Origin of the sequence: Paracoccus aminovorans, assembly GCF_900005615.1 — a bacterium.
Classification (GTDB): Bacteria; Pseudomonadota; Alphaproteobacteria; order Rhodobacterales; family Rhodobacteraceae; genus Paracoccus; species Paracoccus aminovorans.
Map to the genome: position 1 here is coordinate 2,735,157 of NZ_LN832559.1, position 14,795 is coordinate 2,749,951.

Consider the following 14,795-nt stretch of genomic DNA (forward strand, 5'->3'; position numbering starts at 1 on the left):
CCCAGAATGAAACCCGACACCGACGGCGCGCCGACAGCCCGCGCCGGGACCGATCGCCGCGAGACCGCGTCGACCCCCGTCTTTCCCGGCGGGCTGCCCGCCATGCCCGAATCACCCATCCCGCAGCTTGCGCCGCGCCACCGGTCGCCCAATCCGCGACAGCCCCGCGCCCCGGCCGCGCGGCCGGAAGGATGCGCCGCGACCGCCGCGCGCCGGGCACTATGACAATTCCATGAAAATCCTGTGATTTTCTCGGCGCCCTGGCCGAAATGACAACAGGCCTTGCTATGCGCAAGGCCTGTTGCTCCTCCCCTGTGATGGCGGCCAGCCTCCCCGCGTGGCCACCCAGGTATTCCTTTGGTCAGGCGCCGATCAATTCTGCCTGCCTCACGATCACTTGTGCCTGACGGATGGACGCGATGTCAACAAGCCTGCCCTTGTAGACCGTGGCGCCGGCCCCGGTCTTGGTGGCCTGTTCCATCGCGGCCAGGATCTCGCGCGCCTCGGTGACCGCGGCTTCGCTGGGCGAGAACACCTCGTTCGCCAGCGCCACCTGCTTGGGATGGATGGCCCATTTCCCGACCATGCCCAGCGTGGCCGAGCGGCGCGCCTGCGCCCGAAAACCCTCTTCGTCGCCGAAATCGCCGAAGGGGCCGTCGACCGGCAGCACGCCATGGGTGCGGCAGGCGGCGACGATGGCGGCCTGCGCCCAGTGCCAGGGATCGGCCCAATAGCGCGCGCCCTCATGCGCCATGTAATAGTTTTCCTGGGTGCCGCCGATGCCGGTCGTGGCCATGCCCATGCTGGCGGCGAAATCCGCGGCGCCCAGGCTCATCGCCTGCAGCCGGGGCGAGGACGCCGCGATCTCCTCGACATGGGCGATGCCGGCGGCGGATTCGATGATCACCTCCAGGCTGATGCGTTTCGCGCGGCCCTTGGCGGCCTCGACGGCGGTGACCAGCGCGTCCACGGCATAGACGTCGGCGGCATTGCCGACCTTGGGGATCATGATCTGGTCCAGCCGGTCGCTGGCCTGTTCCAGCAGGTCGACCACGTCGCGATACCAAAACGGCGTGTCCAGCCCGTTGATGCGCACCGACAGCGTCTTGTTGCCCCAGTCGATGTCGCCGATGGCCTGGATGATGTTCCGGCGCGCCTGCGCCTTGTCGTCCGGCGCCACCGAATCCTCGAGGTCCAGGTTGATCACGTCGGCGGCCGAGCCGGCCATCTTCTGAAACAGCGCCTCGCGGGAACCGGGGCCGAACAGCTGGCAGCGGTTCAGGCGGGCGGGGGCGGCGGGTTGGATGCGCAGGGACATGGCTGGCCTTTCGGATAAGGATATTTCAAGGCGGACAGGAAAACCGATAGATAATTGCTGCGCCTGCATCAAGCCCATTTCGCAACCGCGAAAGGACGGCCATCTTGACGCCCCGCCGCTTTGGGCGCAGGACCACGCCAGCAGCCGTTGCGAATTGGAGGGAATGATGACCCGCACCGTCTACCTGAATGGCGAATACCTGCCGGAAACCGAAGCCAGGGTGTCGATCTTCGACCGCGGCTTCGTCATGGCCGATGGCGTCTACGAGGTGACGAGCGTGCTGCAAGGCAAGCTGCTGGACTTTGCCGGGCACCTGGCGCGGCTGGGCCGCTCGCTGGGGGAATTGCAGATGGGCAACCCGCTGTCCGCCGAGGAATGGCTGACGATCCACCGCAAGCTGGTCGAGTTGAACGGCATCCACGAGGGCATGATCTATCTGCAGGTCACCCGCGGCAACCCGGGCGACCGCGACTTCGCCTATCCGCCCGAGGATACGCCGCAGACGGTGGTGCTGTTCACGCAGTCGAAGCCGGGCCTGGCCGACAACCCGCAGGCGCGGGCCGGGATGCGCGTGGTCTCGGTCGAGGACCTGCGCTGGGGGCGGCGCGACATCAAGACGGTGCAGCTGCTCTATCCCTCGATGGCCAAGATGGAGGCCAAGCGCCGCGGCGTAGACGACGCCTGGCTGGTCGAGGACGGCTTCGTCACCGAGGGCACCTCGAACAACACCTATATCGTCAAGGACGGCCGGATCATCACCCGCCAGCTGTCGCAGGACATCCTGCACGGCATCACCCGCGCCTCGCTCTTGCGCTATGCCGCCGAGGCGCAGATGCAGATCGAGGAACGCCCCTTCACCATCGCCGAGGCGCAGGCGGCGGACGAGGCCTTCTTCACCTCGGCCTCGGCCTTCGTCATGCCGGTGGTCGAGGTCGATGGCGTCGCGCTGGGATCGGGCCGGCCCGGGCCGGTTGCGACGCGGCTGCGCGAGCTTTACCTGGAGGAATCGCTGAAAACGGCGATCTGAGGCGACCGTCGTGCCGGGGCCATGCGCCCCTTCGGTCCGGCACGGCAGGAACAGGTTTGCCGGATCCTCCGGACGATCGAACGCTTCATAAAACGGAAAAAGCAGGGGCGCGGACCGGGAAAGCCCGCGCCCCTGGCGTTCAGGTGGCCGAGGCGCTGACCACGTCGATCGCGCCGACCGCATCGACCAGCGTGTCGCGCAGCACGGCGACGGCCTTGCCGTCCAGAAGCAGCTGCACGTCGTCGCCATCCTGCTCAAGCGTATAGTCGCCCTCGCCGGCATAGTCCTCGGCCAGGGTGATGACGATGGTGTCGTCGGAACTGTAGGTGATGTCCGCCGCGCCGCCCGCCGCGGAGCTGAGCATATAGGTGTCGTCGCCGTCGCCGCCATCGACGATGTCGTATCCGCCGGCATGGATGGTGTCGTTGCCGTCGCCGCCCAGCAGCGTGTCGGGGGCATCGGGGTCGGAATCGTCGGGCGAGAGGATCAGGTCGTCGCCTTCCTCGCCGTCGATATAGACGGTGCCGCCGTTGTCGAAGATCGTGTCGTCGCCGCGGCCGCCGGTGATCGAGTGATGGCCCAGGTTGGTGGTGATGCTGTCGTTGCCCTCGCCGCCGTCGATGGTGTCGTCGCCCTCGTTCACGCCGGAGTTCTCGGCGCCGTAGACGTCGTCGCCATAGCCCAGATAGATCTCATCGTCGCCGGCATCGGCGCTGACAGTGTCGTTGCCGTAGCCGGTCCAGACCAGGTCGTCGCCGGCGCCGGCATCGACGGAATCGTCGCCGTCATAGGACTGGATCGCATCGTCGCCGGCGGTGCCGGTGATGGTGTCGGCGTCGTTCGTGCCCTCGATCAGATCGCGGCCGCCATAGGGATCGCCCGCATCGTCGGGGGCGTGGTCGTCGTCGTTGCTCGACACCAGCGAGCCGATACCGACAAGGCCCAAGAGGCCCAGCATCAGGAAAATGGTCTGGTTCATCACGAAGTCTCCGAAGCGCTTGCCGGCACGATAGACCGGCCGCCCCCACCCTGCAACCGGCGGCGCGAAGGTCTTTCCGTTTCGGAAATACCCCGCAAGGAGAGCCGGCCGCGCCAGCCGCGCTCCTGAGGACTCCCAAGGACGAAGAAGGGCACAGCAGAGACCCGCGATGACCTGCGGGTCTCTTGACACGCCAGCAGCGGCACGGACGCGCAGGCTCCCTTGGCAGGCTGCTGAAAAAGCATTCCGCGAATTGTCGGGACGGAAATCGTCCGGGATCTGGCAACGATCGGCCGGAACCGGGAAGTTCCCCGCCATTTCAAGGCGAATTTCCCGCTTTCCGGTCCAGCGCGCCTCGTGGTGGAGCCTTTCTCGGCAGCCTGTCAATGCCCCAGGATCTGCGACAGGAACAGTCTGGTCCGCTCGCTCTGCGGGTTGTTGAAGAACTCGTGCGGGGTGTTCTGCTCGACGATCTGGCCCTGGTCCATGAAGATCACCCGATGCGCCACCGCCTGAGCGAAGCCCATTTCATGGGTGACGCAAAGCATGGTCATGCCCTCCTCGGCCAGCTCGATCATGGTGTCGAGCACTTCCTTTATCATCTCGGGGTCCAAGGCCGAGGTCGGCTCGTCGAAGAGCATGATCCGGGGGCGCATGCACAGCGCCCGGGCGATGGCCACCCGCTGCTGCTGGCCGCCCGACAGCTGGCCGGGATATTTGTTCGCCTGTTCGGGGATCTTGACCTTGGTCAGGAAATGCATGGCCGTCTCCTCGGCCTCGCGCCGGGGGACCTTGCGCACCCAGATCGGCGCCAGGGTGCAGTTTTCCAGGATGGTCAGATGCGGGAACAGGTTGAAGTGCTGGAACACCATCCCGACTTCGGAGCGCACCTTGTCGATGTTCTTCAGGTCGTGGGTCAGCTCGGTGCCATCGACGATGATCTTGCCGGACTGGTGTTCCTCCAGCCGATTGATGCAGCGGATCAGCGTCGATTTGCCGGAACCCGAGGGGCCGGCGATGACGATGCGCTCGCCCCGGCCGACGGACAGGTCGATGTCGCGCAGGACGTGGAAGGTGCCGTACCACTTGTTCAGCTTGACGATGTCGATGGCGGGGGTGTCGGTCTGGCTCTGCGCTTGCGTCTGCATGGGTTGGCCTCAGCGGTTGTCGCGCTTCAGGCGGCGTTCCAGATACATCGAGTAACGCGACATGCCGAAGCAGAGGATGAAGAAGATCGCGCCGACGAAGATATAGGGCTCCCAATAGGCGCCCTTCCATTCGAAATTGGCGCGGATGGTGTCGGTCATGCCCTTGAGCGGGTCGAACAACCCGACGAAGACCACCAGCGTGGTGTCCTTGAACAGGCCGATGAAGGTCGAGACGATGCCGGGGATCGAGATCTTCAGCGCCTGCGGCAGCACAATCAGCCGCTGCGCCTTCCAATAGTCCAGCCCCAGCGCGTCGGCTGCCTCGTACTGGCCCCTGGGCAGGGCGGCCAGTCCGCCGCGGATCACCTCGGCCATATAGGCCGAGGCGAACAGCGTCACCATGATGATGACCCGCAGGATGATGTCGAAATTCGTCCCCGGCGGCAGGAAATAGTTCAACAGCAGCGAGGCCACGAACAACAGCGTGATCAGCGGCACGCCGCGGATGAACTCGATGAACATCACCGCCAGGATCTTGATCACCGGCAGGTCCGAGCGCCGCGCCAGCGCCAGCAGCACGCCCGCCGGCAGCGACAGCGCGATGCCGGCGACGCCGATGGTGATCGACAGCACGAAGCCGCCGAACAGGTCCGAGGGCACCGGCCGCAGCCGCAGCGGCAGCACCCCGGCCAGCGCCGCGGCCAGCGGTCCCGACAGCAGCAGCCACCAGGCCGCCGCGGCGACCACCCCCAGGGCAAAGCCCAGCAGGCCCAGCCGCGCGGCCGACAGCCTCCAGACCAGGAAGCCGGCGCCGAACCCCGCCAGCGCCATGATCTCGGACCACAGCGAGCCGCCCCAGAGCAGCCAGACCCCGAGGAAGGGATAGAAAAGGCTTGCCAGCAGCGACCAGCGCGGCCGCATCTCGATCAGCGCGGCCCAGGCCAGCATCAGCGCCGCCATCGCCGACAGCACCCCGGAACCGGCGCCCAGCACTTGGGCGACGGCGAAGGTCAGCACCGTGGCCAGGGCCAGCACCACCCGCCGCGCCCGGGTGCCGTCCGAGAACAGCACCGGCGCCAGCGCCAGGAACAGCAGGCCGAAGGCCAGCACCGGCCGCCAATACAGCACCGGCGGGTAGAAGCCGAACAGGAACTGGTTCCAGCGATGCTTGACGACGGCGAAACAGGCTCCGTGGGCGCCCTGGCCCCAGGTCTCGGCGACGATCCTGCGGCAGTCGGCCATGCTGTCGGCATTCCAGACCGAATGCGCCAGCCAGGGCCCGAAGGTGCCGATCAGCAGCCACAGGACGCCCAGCCCCAGCAGGGTCAGCAGGATGTTCAGCGGCCCCGAGAACAGGTTCTCGCGCAGCCATTTGATCGCGCCGCGCTGGGTGACGGGCGGCGGCGCGGGCGGCAGCATGGTCTCGCGGACATAGACGGCGGCTTGGGTGCGGGTCTCGCTCATCGCTCAGCGCTCCCTCAGTCGGACACGGGCGTTGAACAGGTTCATCCCGCCCGAGATCAGCAGGCTCAAGAGCAGGTAGATGCCCATCATCAGCACCATGCATTCCATCTCGCGCCCGGTCTGGTTCAGGGTGGTGCCGCCCAGGGTGCCGCGCAGGTCCATATAGCCGACCGCGATGGCCAGCGAGCTGTTCTTGGTCAGGTTCAGATATTGCGAGATCAGCGGCGGAATGATCACCCGCAGCGCCTGCGGCAGGATCACCAGCGACATGGTGCGGCGCGGGCGCAGGCCCAGGGCATAGGCGGCCTCGGTCTGGCCCTTGCTGACGGCCAGGATGCCGCCGCGCACGATCTCGGCGATGAAGGCGCCGGTATAGAGCGTCAGCGCCAGCCACAGCACCACCAGGCTGTTGTCGAGGTTGATGCCGTCGGCAAAGTTGAAGCCGCGCAGGACCGGCGGGATCAGATGCAGGCCGAAATACCAGGTCAGCGCCAGCGGCGGCAGCAGGAACATGGCCGCGGTGATCCACCAGGTCGCGGGCCGGCGGCCGGTCTTGTCCTGGATGCGGCGCGCCCGCCGCTTCAGCAGCCGATGGCCGACAAGGGCGGCGGCCAGCACCGCGACATAGGCGACGAAGGCCCAGCTGACCGCCTCGCGCCCCAGCGCGATGGTGCCGGGCGGATTGGTCATTCCGATCGAGGGGATGGCCGTGTAGCGGTTCGTCGGCGCCACCATGTCGAACAGGATCATGCCCGCCGCCGGGTTCTCGCCGCGATAGGCGTTGGGGGGCGGCATGATCTCGGTAAAGATCGCCAGGCTGACCAGGATCCACAGCAGCACCGGGATATTGCGGAAGACCTCGACATAGACCGTCATCAGCCGCGCGATCAGCCAGTTCGAGGACAGCCGCAACACGCCCGCGACCACCCCCACCACCGTCGCCGCCGCGCACCCCAGCACCGAGACCAGCAGCGTGTTCAGCAGCCCGACGACGGTGGCGCGCAGATGGGTGTCGTCGGAATTGTAGGGGATCAGCTGCTGCGGAATGTCGTAGCCTGCGCGGCGGAACAGGAAGTCGAAGCTCAGCGTCTTGCCCAGGTCGGACAGGTTGCGCAGCGTATTGTCGATCAGCCAGGCGGCCAGCAGCATCACCAGGATGAAGACCACGGCTTGCAGGGTCAGCGAGCGATAGCGCCGGTCGTAGACAAGCATCGACCATCGGAATGGCGGATGATCCGCCCCCGGATAGGTGACCATGGTTCAACCCCCTGTGCCGGCCTGTATGCGGGCCTTTGGCCTCTTGGCGCCGGCTTGGATCATGCGCGGCGGCGCGGGGGTCGGACCCTCGCGCCGCCCGTGTCAGCCGCGATCAGCGGAAGGGCATGGCATACATCAGCCCGCCCTGGGTCCATTGCGCGTTCAGCCCGCGCGCCAGGCCGATGGGCGTCTGCTCGCCGATGGTGGCGGCGAAGATCTCGCCGTAGTTGCCGCCGGCCTTGATGGCGCGCTTGGCCCATTCGGCGTCCAGCCCCATCATCTTGCCCAGATCGTCGGTGGTGCCCAGCAGGCGCTGCACCTCGGGGTTGGTCGAGGATTTCGCCAGTTCCTCGATATTGGCCGAGGTGACGCCGTATTCCTCGGCCGCGATCAGCGCGAACAGCGTCCAGCGCGCGATGTCGCCCCAGTTGTTGTCGCCGTGGCGCACCGCCGGGCCAAGCGGTTCCTTCGAGATGATCTCGGGCAGGATGATGTGGTTTTCCGGATCGGCGAAGCTGGCGCGCGTCGCCGCCAAGCCCGAGACGTCGGTCGTGTAGGTGTCGCAGGCGCCGGCCATGTATTGCTGTTCGCCCTCGGAATTGCTGTCGATGTTCACCGGCTGGTAGGTCATGCCGTTGGACTTGAAGTAATCGGCCAGGTTCAGCTCGGTCGTGGTGCCGGTCTGGATGCAGACGGTGGCGCCGTCCAGTTCCTTGGCCGAGCTGACGCCCAGGTCCTTGCGCACCATGAAACCCTGGCCGTCGTAGTAGTTCACGCCGATGAAATCCAGCTTCAGGTCGGTGTCGCGCTGGAAGGTCCAGGTCGAGTTGCGGGCCAGGATGTCCACCTCGCCCGAGGACAGGGCGGTGAACCGGGTCTGGCCGGTGGCCGGCACGTATTTCACCTTGGCCGGGTCGCCCAGAACGGCGGCGGCCAGCGCCTTGCAGAAGGACACGTCGAAGCCGGACCAGTTGCCGCTGGCATCGGGCGCGGCAAAGCCGATCAGGCCGGGGTTCACCCCGCAGTTCAGCACGCCGCGCGCCTTGACCTCCTTCAGCGTGTCGCCTTCGGCGGCTACGGCACCCGACGCCGCGACGGCAAGCGCGGTCACGGTGCCGAAGAATGCAGTGCTCTTCATGATTTCCTCACTGTTGTTCCCGGGTCGCGCCACGGGACCAGCCGCAGACTGCCTTTGGCGAGCCCGTGTTTCGAGGAGCTGGAGAACTCCCCCCATACAAGCATTGTGCCGATGAAGGGCGATGCGTCAAGAAAGAAGAAAAACGATCCCGTCAGCGCCGGCTGAGATGCCAGAAACGCTCAGAATCGCGCATTGCGGCCAGGCGGGCGGCGGCGGCCGCGTCGGCTTCCTCGTCGCGGCCCCAGCGTCCGGCCTGAAATTCCTCGTCAATTCGCGCCAGGGCATGGGCGGTCGCGGCGTCGATGCGGCCCCGGACCACCGCCAGCCCCAGGATCAGCGAGCCGGGCAGCGTCACCAGATCGTGCAGCGCGGTCAGGCCGAAGGCATCCAGCGCCGCCACCTCGGCCTGAAGCTTCAGCAGCGTTGCCGGATCCTGCGGCACCGGGATGACGCCGTGGGTGATGCGCAGCGGCGCGCGCAGCTCGGTCGCGGACCAGTCGATCAGCGGGTCCCAGCCCTCGGCCTGGGCGCGGACCAGCGCCTCGGGCTCCTGGGCGCGATAGGACAGCAGGTCGGTGCCGCCGTATTCGGCCAGCATCGCCGCCACCTCGTCGAATTGCGGGGTCACCTTCTCGATGGCGGAATTGGCGGCGCGGGTCAGCGGCATGCGGTTGGGGTCGATCACATCGGCCTGGGCGTCCCATTCCGCGGCGACGGCCTCGGCCAGCGCCTGGGTCGGCAGGATCAGCGGATGCTTGCCCGGGGTGCGCAGCGGCCGGTCGTCCAGCACCACCTCCCAGCCGTCTCCGGCCGGGCGGACCTTGGCCGAGGTCCAGAACCGCCGCGCTTTCCATTCACTCATCGGCCCACTCCAGCAGCGCGCCGGTCAGCGCGGGATAATCGGGGGCGACCAGCCTTGCCCCGGTGGCAAGCAGCGCGGCGCCCGGATGATAGCCCCAGCCGACGCCGAAGCCGGCCAGCCCCGCCGTGCGCGCCATCTCCATGTCGAAGACGGTGTCGCCCACCATCGCGGCGCGTGGGGCGGCGATGCCGGTCTCGGCCAGGGCGCTTTCCAGCATCGCCGGATGCGGTTTCGAGGGATGGCCGTCCGCCGATTGCCGGGTGACGAAACGCTGCGTCAGGCCATGCGCCGCCAGGATCGCGGCCAGTCCGCGCGCCGGCTTGCCGGTGGCGATGCCCAGAACCACGCCCTCGCGTCCCGCCAGCGCGTCCAGGCATTCCAGCACGCCCGGATAGAGCGGCGGGACGGCCCCGGCCGCGCGCGAAGCAATAAAGGCCGTGCGATAGCCGCCGACCACCCGCTCGACCAGGTCCGCGCCCGCGCCGGGCAGCAGCCGGGCGACGGCGACCGGCAGCGACAGGCCGACGATGGACAGGATCTCGGCCGGCGCCATCTCGGGCAGGCCGGCATCCGCCAGGCCGCTGTTCATGGACTGCACGATCTCGTGCTGGCTGTCGACCAGCGTGCCGTCGATGTCGAAGACGACCAGCTTCATGGCACCTCGGCGAAGGGGTCTTCGGGCACGTCCTGCTCGGACCAGCCCAGGGTCTTCCACGTCCGCGCCATGTGCTCGGGCAAGGGCGCGGTGACGGTGATCTGCTTCTTGGTGATCGGATGCTCGAAGCGGATCATGCGGGCGTGCAGGTGCAGCTTGCGGCTGATCTCTCCGCCCAGTTGCGCGCCCCAGCCGTCGCCCAGGTTTTCCTGGCCCGAGCCGCCGTATTTGCCGTCGCCGACGATGGGATGGCCGATCTCGGCCATATGGGCGCGCAGCTGGTGGGTGCGGCCGGTGATCGGCACCATGGCGGCCCAGCTGACCCGGCCGCCGAGCGCGTCCAGCACGGCGTAATCGGTATGCGCGCGCTTGGCGCCCTCGGTCGTCGCCACCTCGCCGGGCAGGACGGCGACCATCTTCTCGCCCTCGCCGCCCCGGCCGCGGCCCGGCGCCTTGACCAGGCCGTATTTGATCGAGCCCATGCGCGGATGCGGCACGCCCGCCACGGCGGCCCAATAGATCTTGCGGGTCAGCCGGTGCCGGAACGCCTCGCTGAGCGCGCGGGCGATGCGGTCGGTCCGCGCCAGCAGCAAGACGCCGGAAGTGTCCTTGTCCAGCCGGTGCACCAGCTTCGGCCGGTCCTTGTAGCCGAACATCAAGGCCTCGGTCAGCCCGTCCACGTGGCGGTCGCCCTGGCCGCTGCCGCCCTGCGAGGGCAGGCCCGGCGGCTTGTTCAGGGCGATGATATGCTCGTCGCGCCACAAGACGCAGGACTGGATCATCTCGGCATCGGACGGCTTGACGCGGGGCTTGGCGGCCGGCGCCGGCGCCGCGCCTTCGGGGATCGGCGGCACGCGGACCTCTTGCCCCGCCTCGATGCGGGTATTGGCCTTGACCCTGCCGCCGTCCACGCGCAGCTGGCCGGTGCGGCACATCTTTTCCACCGCGCCCTGGGTCAGCTGCGGGAAACGCTTCTTCAGCCAGCGATCGATGCGCTGGTCGCCCTCGTCCACGCCGATGCGGATCAGTTGCACGCTCATGCGAAGACGCTCCGTCCCACGGCCAGCCCCGCGGTGACCGCGGCCAGAGACAGGACGACCGAGCCCAGAACATAGGCCAGCGCCGTCCCGGTGGCGCCGCGTTCCCACAGCACCAGCGTGTCCAGCGAAAAGGCGGAAAAGGTGGTGTAGCCGCCCAGAACCCCGGTCAGCAGCAGCGGCGCCAGGTGCTGGCCGCCCTTGAAGGCCAGGACGGCGGCCAGCAGCCCCATGACGAAGCAGCCGGTGACATTGACCGTCAGCGTGCCCAGCGGCAGCGTGGTCAGCCGCCCGGCCAGGATATTGACGCCGTAACGCGCCGTGGACCCCAGCGCGCCGCCAAGCGCGACCTGAAGGAAGGTGTGTTTCATCATGCTTTGCCCTCTGTTCGCCGCTTCTGGCGCAGGCCGGCGAACCATTCAACGCGCTTTTTCAGGTCGCGCTCGAATCCGCGCTCCACCGGCAGGTAGAGCACCGGCCGCTTCATCCCCTCGGGAAAATAGTCCTGGCCGGAAAAACCGTCCTCGGCATCGTGGTCATAGGCATAGCCGGCACCATAGCCCTGATCCTTCATCAACGTGGTCGGCGCGTTCAGGATATGCGCCGGCGGCATCTGGCTGCCCGACTGGCGCGCCAGGGCCCGCGCGCCCTTGTAGGCGACGTAACCGGCGTTGGATTTCGGCGCCAGCGCAAGATAGATCACCGCCTGCGCCAGCGCCAGCTCGCCCTCGGGGCTGCCCAGCCGCTCGTAAAGCGCCCAGGCGTCCAGGCAATGGCGCTGCGCCGCCGGATCGGCCAGGCCGATGTCCTCGACCGCCATGCGGGTGATGCGGCGGGCGAGATAGCGCGGGTCCTCGCCGCCCTCCAACATGCGGGCGAACCAATAAAGCGCGGCGTCCGGGTCGCTGCCGCGCACCGATTTGTGCAGGGCCGAGATCAGGTTGTAGTGCTCGTCGCCCGACTTGTCGTATTTGGCGGCCCGCCGCATCAGCCGCTGCGACAGCTGGTCGGTGTCGAGCTTGCCCGCGACCTTCCAGGCCATCACCTGCTCGATCAGGTTCAGCGCGGCGCGTCCGTCGCCATCGGCCATTTCGAGCAGCCGGTCGCGGGCCTCGGCGGCCAGCGGCAGCGGCCGGCCCAACTCCTGCTCGGCGCGCTGGGTCAGGCGCTCGAGGTCGGCAAGGCTCAGGCGCTCCAGCACGATGACCTGGGCGCGGGACAGCAGCGCGGCGTTCAGCTCGAAACTGGGGTTTTCGGTGGTGGCACCCACCAGGGTGATGGTGCCGTCCTCCATATGCGGCAGGAAGCTGTCCTGCTGCGCCTTGTTGAAGCGGTGGATCTCGTCCACGAACAGCAGCGTGCCGCGCCCCTGCTGACGGCGCAGCCGGGCGGCGTCGAAAACCTTGCGCAGTTCCGGCACGCCCGAGAAGATCGCCGAGATCTGCACGAAGGCCAGGTCGGTCTCTTGCGCCAAAAGCCGGGCGATGGTGGTCTTGCCCACCCCCGGCGGGCCCCAGAGGATCAGCGAGGACAGGCTGCCGGCGCCCAGCATGGCGCCCAGCGGACCGTCGGGGCCAAGCACCTTGTCCTGGCCGACGACATCGGACAGCCGCGCCGGACGGATCCGGTCGGCCAGAGGGCGCGTCTTGTCGCGCGCGGGTTCGCCTGCGGGGGGCGCGGTGTCGAATAGGTCTGCCATGCGGGCGGCATGTTACGCCGCCCGCATCGCCTGCGAAAGGCCCTCCTCCCGGCGGCCTGCATCAATGCATTTTGGCCGTCAGGTTGATCGACACGCATTGGAAATAGCCGTCGTCGATCCAGACCACCGGGCCCATCGCTTGCGCATCAAGCCCAGCGGGCTTGAGCCAGCGCGGCCAGGTCGAGGCGACCAGGCAGACCAGCCGCGACGCACCCAGCGCCCGGGCCGAGTTGGTCATTTCCTGCACCAGGGCCAGCTGCACCCGACGACGGTCGCGCTGCGGGATGGTGTGGTCGACGAAGAGCCGGCTGGCTTCCCAGGTGCCCGGCTCGACCGGCGCGGGACCGTCGAGCAGGTTCTGCGGGATCGAGCCGCCCAGCAGGTCCAGCTGCGCGTCGCGGATCATGTAGGAATACATGCCGCAGCTGGCCGTGGTGGGGGTCAGCCGCACGCCGGCCATCACCCGGCCATGCTCGTGGATTGCGACCCAGCGGCTCATGGGCGTGTCGTATTGGTCGAACTCCATGTCGTCCGTCTGGGGCAGCTTCCAGCGCTTCTGGACGATGAAGCTCTGTTTTCGGGCGCGGAAGATGTTCGCGAAGAGTTCGCCGTGGTTGTGCAGGTTGGCGAAGGAAAGTGTGGTGGTCTGCATGGTCTTCTCCTGGGGTTTGTGGTGGTGGTGGCCCCCAGGTGTAAACCGCAACGGTGGACGGACCGTTTATAGCAAGCGGTAGTCCTTGGCCCGTTGCAGCGCCTCGGCAGTCGTGCGCGCCATCAGTCTTTCACGCGCCGAAATGAGACGAGCCTTGAATGCGCTCTCCGTAATACCAAGTTTGGCAGCCGCCGCTGCATGACGATCCCCCTCTGCGATACACCGAAGGGCCTCTTGCTGAGCCTTCGTCAGGCTCTCCGGCGGCTCTGTGATGTCGTGAAGCCGTCGTACCATGGCCGAGATCGCTTCGATCTCGTCATCCGTGAATTCCCGTTTGTCATGCGCAAAGCAACAAATCGTGCGCGATTTGATGGGTCCATAGGCGACCGCCAGGCCGTAGCGCAGGCCGTGATCCGCCGCGTCCTGAAGGATCGAGAACGGGTCGGGAATCGGCAGCACGCTCCAGCGGCAGGTGCCGGTGGTCGAGAAGCCCCAGGCGATGGTGGGATCGCGCAGGGCATAGGCCCGTTCGGAATAGCGCTGCGCCCATTCCTTGTTATAGGTCTGGAACTGCATCAGCGGTGCAGCAAAACGTATGTGCAGCCCGATGAAATAACCCGCCGGGGCGAGCTTTTTCAACTTGGCGAGTGCTGCATTGATTTCCGCGCGAGATGACATGACTTTTTGGACAGATTGCGTTTCACAGGGTTAGCACGAAAAATGGCATGGTTCGCAATGGATTCAAGCAATACCGCATTTGCGAGCAGCGTTTTCCGCCATGCCGCAGGGTCACCCTGACGGCGCACATACCCTTACCCGGGCCATGGCGAGAAAGGCAAGCGCGAAGCCGATCCGGCAATTCCTGTTTGTTTTCCGCGACGCCGCATCGCCCATGACGGGAATCGCCCGACCGGCGGCCATTCGGCCGCAACCCAGGAAACCGCTTCCCTGTGACAAAAATACCCGCCGCCAGAACCTGGCGGCGGGTTGGAAACATTCGTTTAACCCTAAGAAAGAGTTAATCTTCTTACGATTCGTCGGCTTCCGATTCGGCCTCCAGGCGGGCGTGGTCAGCAGCACCCTTGGCCGAAGGATCGCGGTCGACCAGCTCGATGATCGCCATCGGGGCCATGTCGCCATAGCGGAAACCGGCCTTCAGGATGCGGACATAACCGCCCTGACGGTCCTTGTAGCGGGCGCCCAGAACCTCGAAAAGTTTCGCGACATGCTGGTCTTGTTTCAGCTGCGCATCGGCTTGGCGGCGGGCGTGCAGGTCGCCGCGCTTCGCCAGCGTAATCAGCTTTTCGACGATCGGGCGCAATTCCTTGGCTTTCGGCAGCGTGGTCTTGATCTGCTCGTGCTCGATCAGCGAGCCGGCCATGTTGGCGAACAGCGCCTTGCGGTGTTCGTGGGTGCGGTTCAGGCGGCGGTAGCCACGGGCGTGACGCATGATGATCTCCTATGACGTCTTTTGCTTTGTCCGGCAGCCCATGCGTGCGGGCCGCTCTCCTTGGGGCGGAATTGCCCGGGTGTTGCGGGGGCGTCGCCGCCCCCGAAAC

Annotated in this window: 15 protein-coding genes; 1 reads left to right on the top strand and 14 read right to left on the bottom strand. The window is 67.0% G+C overall.

The annotated features are described in order from the left end of the window. Nucleotides 1–361: 361 nt before the first annotated feature. Entirely contained in the window at nucleotides 362–1,318 is a 957-nt protein-coding gene (locus tag JCM7685_RS13540; protein ID WP_074966091.1) for an L-malyl-CoA/beta-methylmalyl-CoA lyase, read from the bottom strand. Between the two features lie 166 nt (nucleotides 1,319–1,484). Between JCM7685_RS13540 and JCM7685_RS13545 the strand changes: the two genes are divergently transcribed. Then, nucleotides 1,485–2,345 (top strand): D-amino-acid transaminase, encoded by an 861-nt coding sequence (locus tag JCM7685_RS13545; protein WP_074966146.1) that lies wholly within the window; start codon nucleotides 1,485–1,487, stop codon nucleotides 2,343–2,345. A 139-nt stretch (nucleotides 2,346–2,484) separates the two neighbouring features. Here the strand turns inward: JCM7685_RS13545 and JCM7685_RS13550 are convergent, their stop codons facing one another. The 13 genes from JCM7685_RS13550 to rplQ form a co-directional block, all read right to left on the bottom strand. Further along, nucleotides 2,485–3,324, bottom strand: a complete 840-nt coding sequence (locus tag JCM7685_RS13550) for a calcium-binding protein (RefSeq protein ID WP_074966090.1) — start codon at nucleotides 3,322–3,324, stop codon at nucleotides 2,485–2,487. A 383-nt stretch (nucleotides 3,325–3,707) separates the two neighbouring features. Continuing rightward, complete coding sequence (locus JCM7685_RS13555) at nucleotides 3,708–4,472, bottom strand: amino acid ABC transporter ATP-binding protein (RefSeq protein ID WP_074966089.1); 765 nt, start codon at nucleotides 4,470–4,472, stop codon at nucleotides 3,708–3,710. 9 nt (nucleotides 4,473–4,481) lie between these two features. Then, nucleotides 4,482–5,936: an amino acid ABC transporter permease gene (locus tag JCM7685_RS13560; protein WP_074966088.1), complete on the bottom strand. Its 1,455-nt coding sequence runs from the start codon at nucleotides 5,934–5,936 to the stop codon at nucleotides 4,482–4,484. Nucleotides 5,937–5,939: 3 nt separating this feature from the next. Further along, nucleotides 5,940–7,193, bottom strand: a complete 1,254-nt coding sequence (locus tag JCM7685_RS13565; protein ID WP_074966087.1) for an amino acid ABC transporter permease — start codon at nucleotides 7,191–7,193, stop codon at nucleotides 5,940–5,942. 112 nt (nucleotides 7,194–7,305) lie between these two features. After that, nucleotides 7,306–8,331, bottom strand: coding sequence for an amino acid ABC transporter substrate-binding protein (locus JCM7685_RS13570; RefSeq protein ID WP_074966086.1), 1,026 nt, complete (start codon nucleotides 8,329–8,331; stop codon nucleotides 7,306–7,308). A gap of 151 nt (nucleotides 8,332–8,482) precedes the next feature. Continuing rightward, nucleotides 8,483–9,193: an ATP12 family chaperone protein gene (locus JCM7685_RS13575; RefSeq protein ID WP_074966085.1), complete on the bottom strand. Its 711-nt coding sequence runs from the start codon at nucleotides 9,191–9,193 to the stop codon at nucleotides 8,483–8,485. After that, a complete protein-coding gene (locus JCM7685_RS13580; protein ID WP_074966084.1) occupies nucleotides 9,186–9,848 on the bottom strand; it encodes an HAD-IA family hydrolase in 663 nt (220 codons plus the stop codon). Before JCM7685_RS13580 ends, JCM7685_RS13575 begins: the two co-directional genes overlap by 8 nt. Then, entirely contained in the window at nucleotides 9,845–10,888 is a 1,044-nt protein-coding gene (locus JCM7685_RS13585; RefSeq protein ID WP_074966083.1) for an RluA family pseudouridine synthase, read from the bottom strand. The genes JCM7685_RS13580 and JCM7685_RS13585 overlap by 4 nt, the downstream gene beginning before the upstream one ends. Continuing rightward, a complete protein-coding gene (crcB, locus tag JCM7685_RS13590) occupies nucleotides 10,885–11,256 on the bottom strand; it encodes a fluoride efflux transporter CrcB (RefSeq protein WP_074966145.1) in 372 nt (123 codons plus the stop codon). The genes JCM7685_RS13585 and crcB overlap by 4 nt, the downstream gene beginning before the upstream one ends. Next, the gene (locus tag JCM7685_RS13595) at nucleotides 11,256–12,584 is read right to left on the bottom strand and encodes a replication-associated recombination protein A (protein ID WP_074966082.1); all 1,329 of its coding nucleotides are present in this window, start codon (nucleotides 12,582–12,584) and stop codon (nucleotides 11,256–11,258) included. The genes crcB and JCM7685_RS13595 overlap by 1 nt, the downstream gene beginning before the upstream one ends. A gap of 61 nt (nucleotides 12,585–12,645) precedes the next feature. Then, nucleotides 12,646–13,236, bottom strand: a complete 591-nt coding sequence (locus JCM7685_RS13600; RefSeq protein WP_074966081.1) for an acyl-homoserine-lactone synthase — start codon at nucleotides 13,234–13,236, stop codon at nucleotides 12,646–12,648. Between the two features lie 66 nt (nucleotides 13,237–13,302). Beyond that, complete coding sequence (locus JCM7685_RS13605) at nucleotides 13,303–13,914, bottom strand: autoinducer binding domain-containing protein (RefSeq protein WP_074966080.1); 612 nt, start codon at nucleotides 13,912–13,914, stop codon at nucleotides 13,303–13,305. Nucleotides 13,915–14,263: 349 nt separating this feature from the next. Continuing rightward, nucleotides 14,264–14,686 carry a 50S ribosomal protein L17 gene (rplQ, locus tag JCM7685_RS13610; RefSeq protein WP_074966079.1) on the bottom strand — a complete coding sequence of 141 codons (423 nt, stop codon included), beginning with the start codon at nucleotides 14,684–14,686 and terminating at the stop codon, nucleotides 14,264–14,266. Between the last annotated feature and the right edge of the window lie 109 nt (nucleotides 14,687–14,795).

Coding starts and splice junctions, on each gene's coding strand:
- JCM7685_RS13540 (WP_074966091.1), bottom strand. CDS start 1,318: ATGTCCCTGCGCATCCAACCCGCCGCCCCCGCCCGCCTGAACCGCTGC.
- JCM7685_RS13545 (WP_074966146.1), top strand. CDS start 1,485: ATGACCCGCACCGTCTACCTGAATGGCGAATACCTGCCGGAAACCGAA.
- JCM7685_RS13550 (WP_074966090.1), bottom strand. CDS start 3,324: ATGAACCAGACCATTTTCCTGATGCTGGGCCTCTTGGGCCTTGTCGGT.
- JCM7685_RS13555 (WP_074966089.1), bottom strand. CDS start 4,472: ATGCAGACGCAAGCGCAGAGCCAGACCGACACCCCCGCCATCGACATC.
- JCM7685_RS13560 (WP_074966088.1), bottom strand. CDS start 5,936: ATGAGCGAGACCCGCACCCAAGCCGCCGTCTATGTCCGCGAGACCATG.
- JCM7685_RS13565 (WP_074966087.1), bottom strand. CDS start 7,193: ATGGTCACCTATCCGGGGGCGGATCATCCGCCATTCCGATGGTCGATG.
- JCM7685_RS13570 (WP_074966086.1), bottom strand. CDS start 8,331: ATGAAGAGCACTGCATTCTTCGGCACCGTGACCGCGCTTGCCGTCGCG.
- JCM7685_RS13575 (WP_074966085.1), bottom strand. CDS start 9,193: ATGAGTGAATGGAAAGCGCGGCGGTTCTGGACCTCGGCCAAGGTCCGC.
- JCM7685_RS13580 (WP_074966084.1), bottom strand. CDS start 9,848: ATGAAGCTGGTCGTCTTCGACATCGACGGCACGCTGGTCGACAGCCAG.
- JCM7685_RS13585 (WP_074966083.1), bottom strand. CDS start 10,888: ATGAGCGTGCAACTGATCCGCATCGGCGTGGACGAGGGCGACCAGCGC.
- crcB (WP_074966145.1), bottom strand. CDS start 11,256: ATGAAACACACCTTCCTTCAGGTCGCGCTTGGCGGCGCGCTGGGGTCC.
- JCM7685_RS13595 (WP_074966082.1), bottom strand. CDS start 12,584: ATGGCAGACCTATTCGACACCGCGCCCCCCGCAGGCGAACCCGCGCGC.
- JCM7685_RS13600 (WP_074966081.1), bottom strand. CDS start 13,236: ATGCAGACCACCACACTTTCCTTCGCCAACCTGCACAACCACGGCGAA.
- JCM7685_RS13605 (WP_074966080.1), bottom strand. CDS start 13,914: ATGTCATCTCGCGCGGAAATCAATGCAGCACTCGCCAAGTTGAAAAAG.
- rplQ (WP_074966079.1), bottom strand. CDS start 14,686: ATGCGTCACGCCCGTGGCTACCGCCGCCTGAACCGCACCCACGAACAC.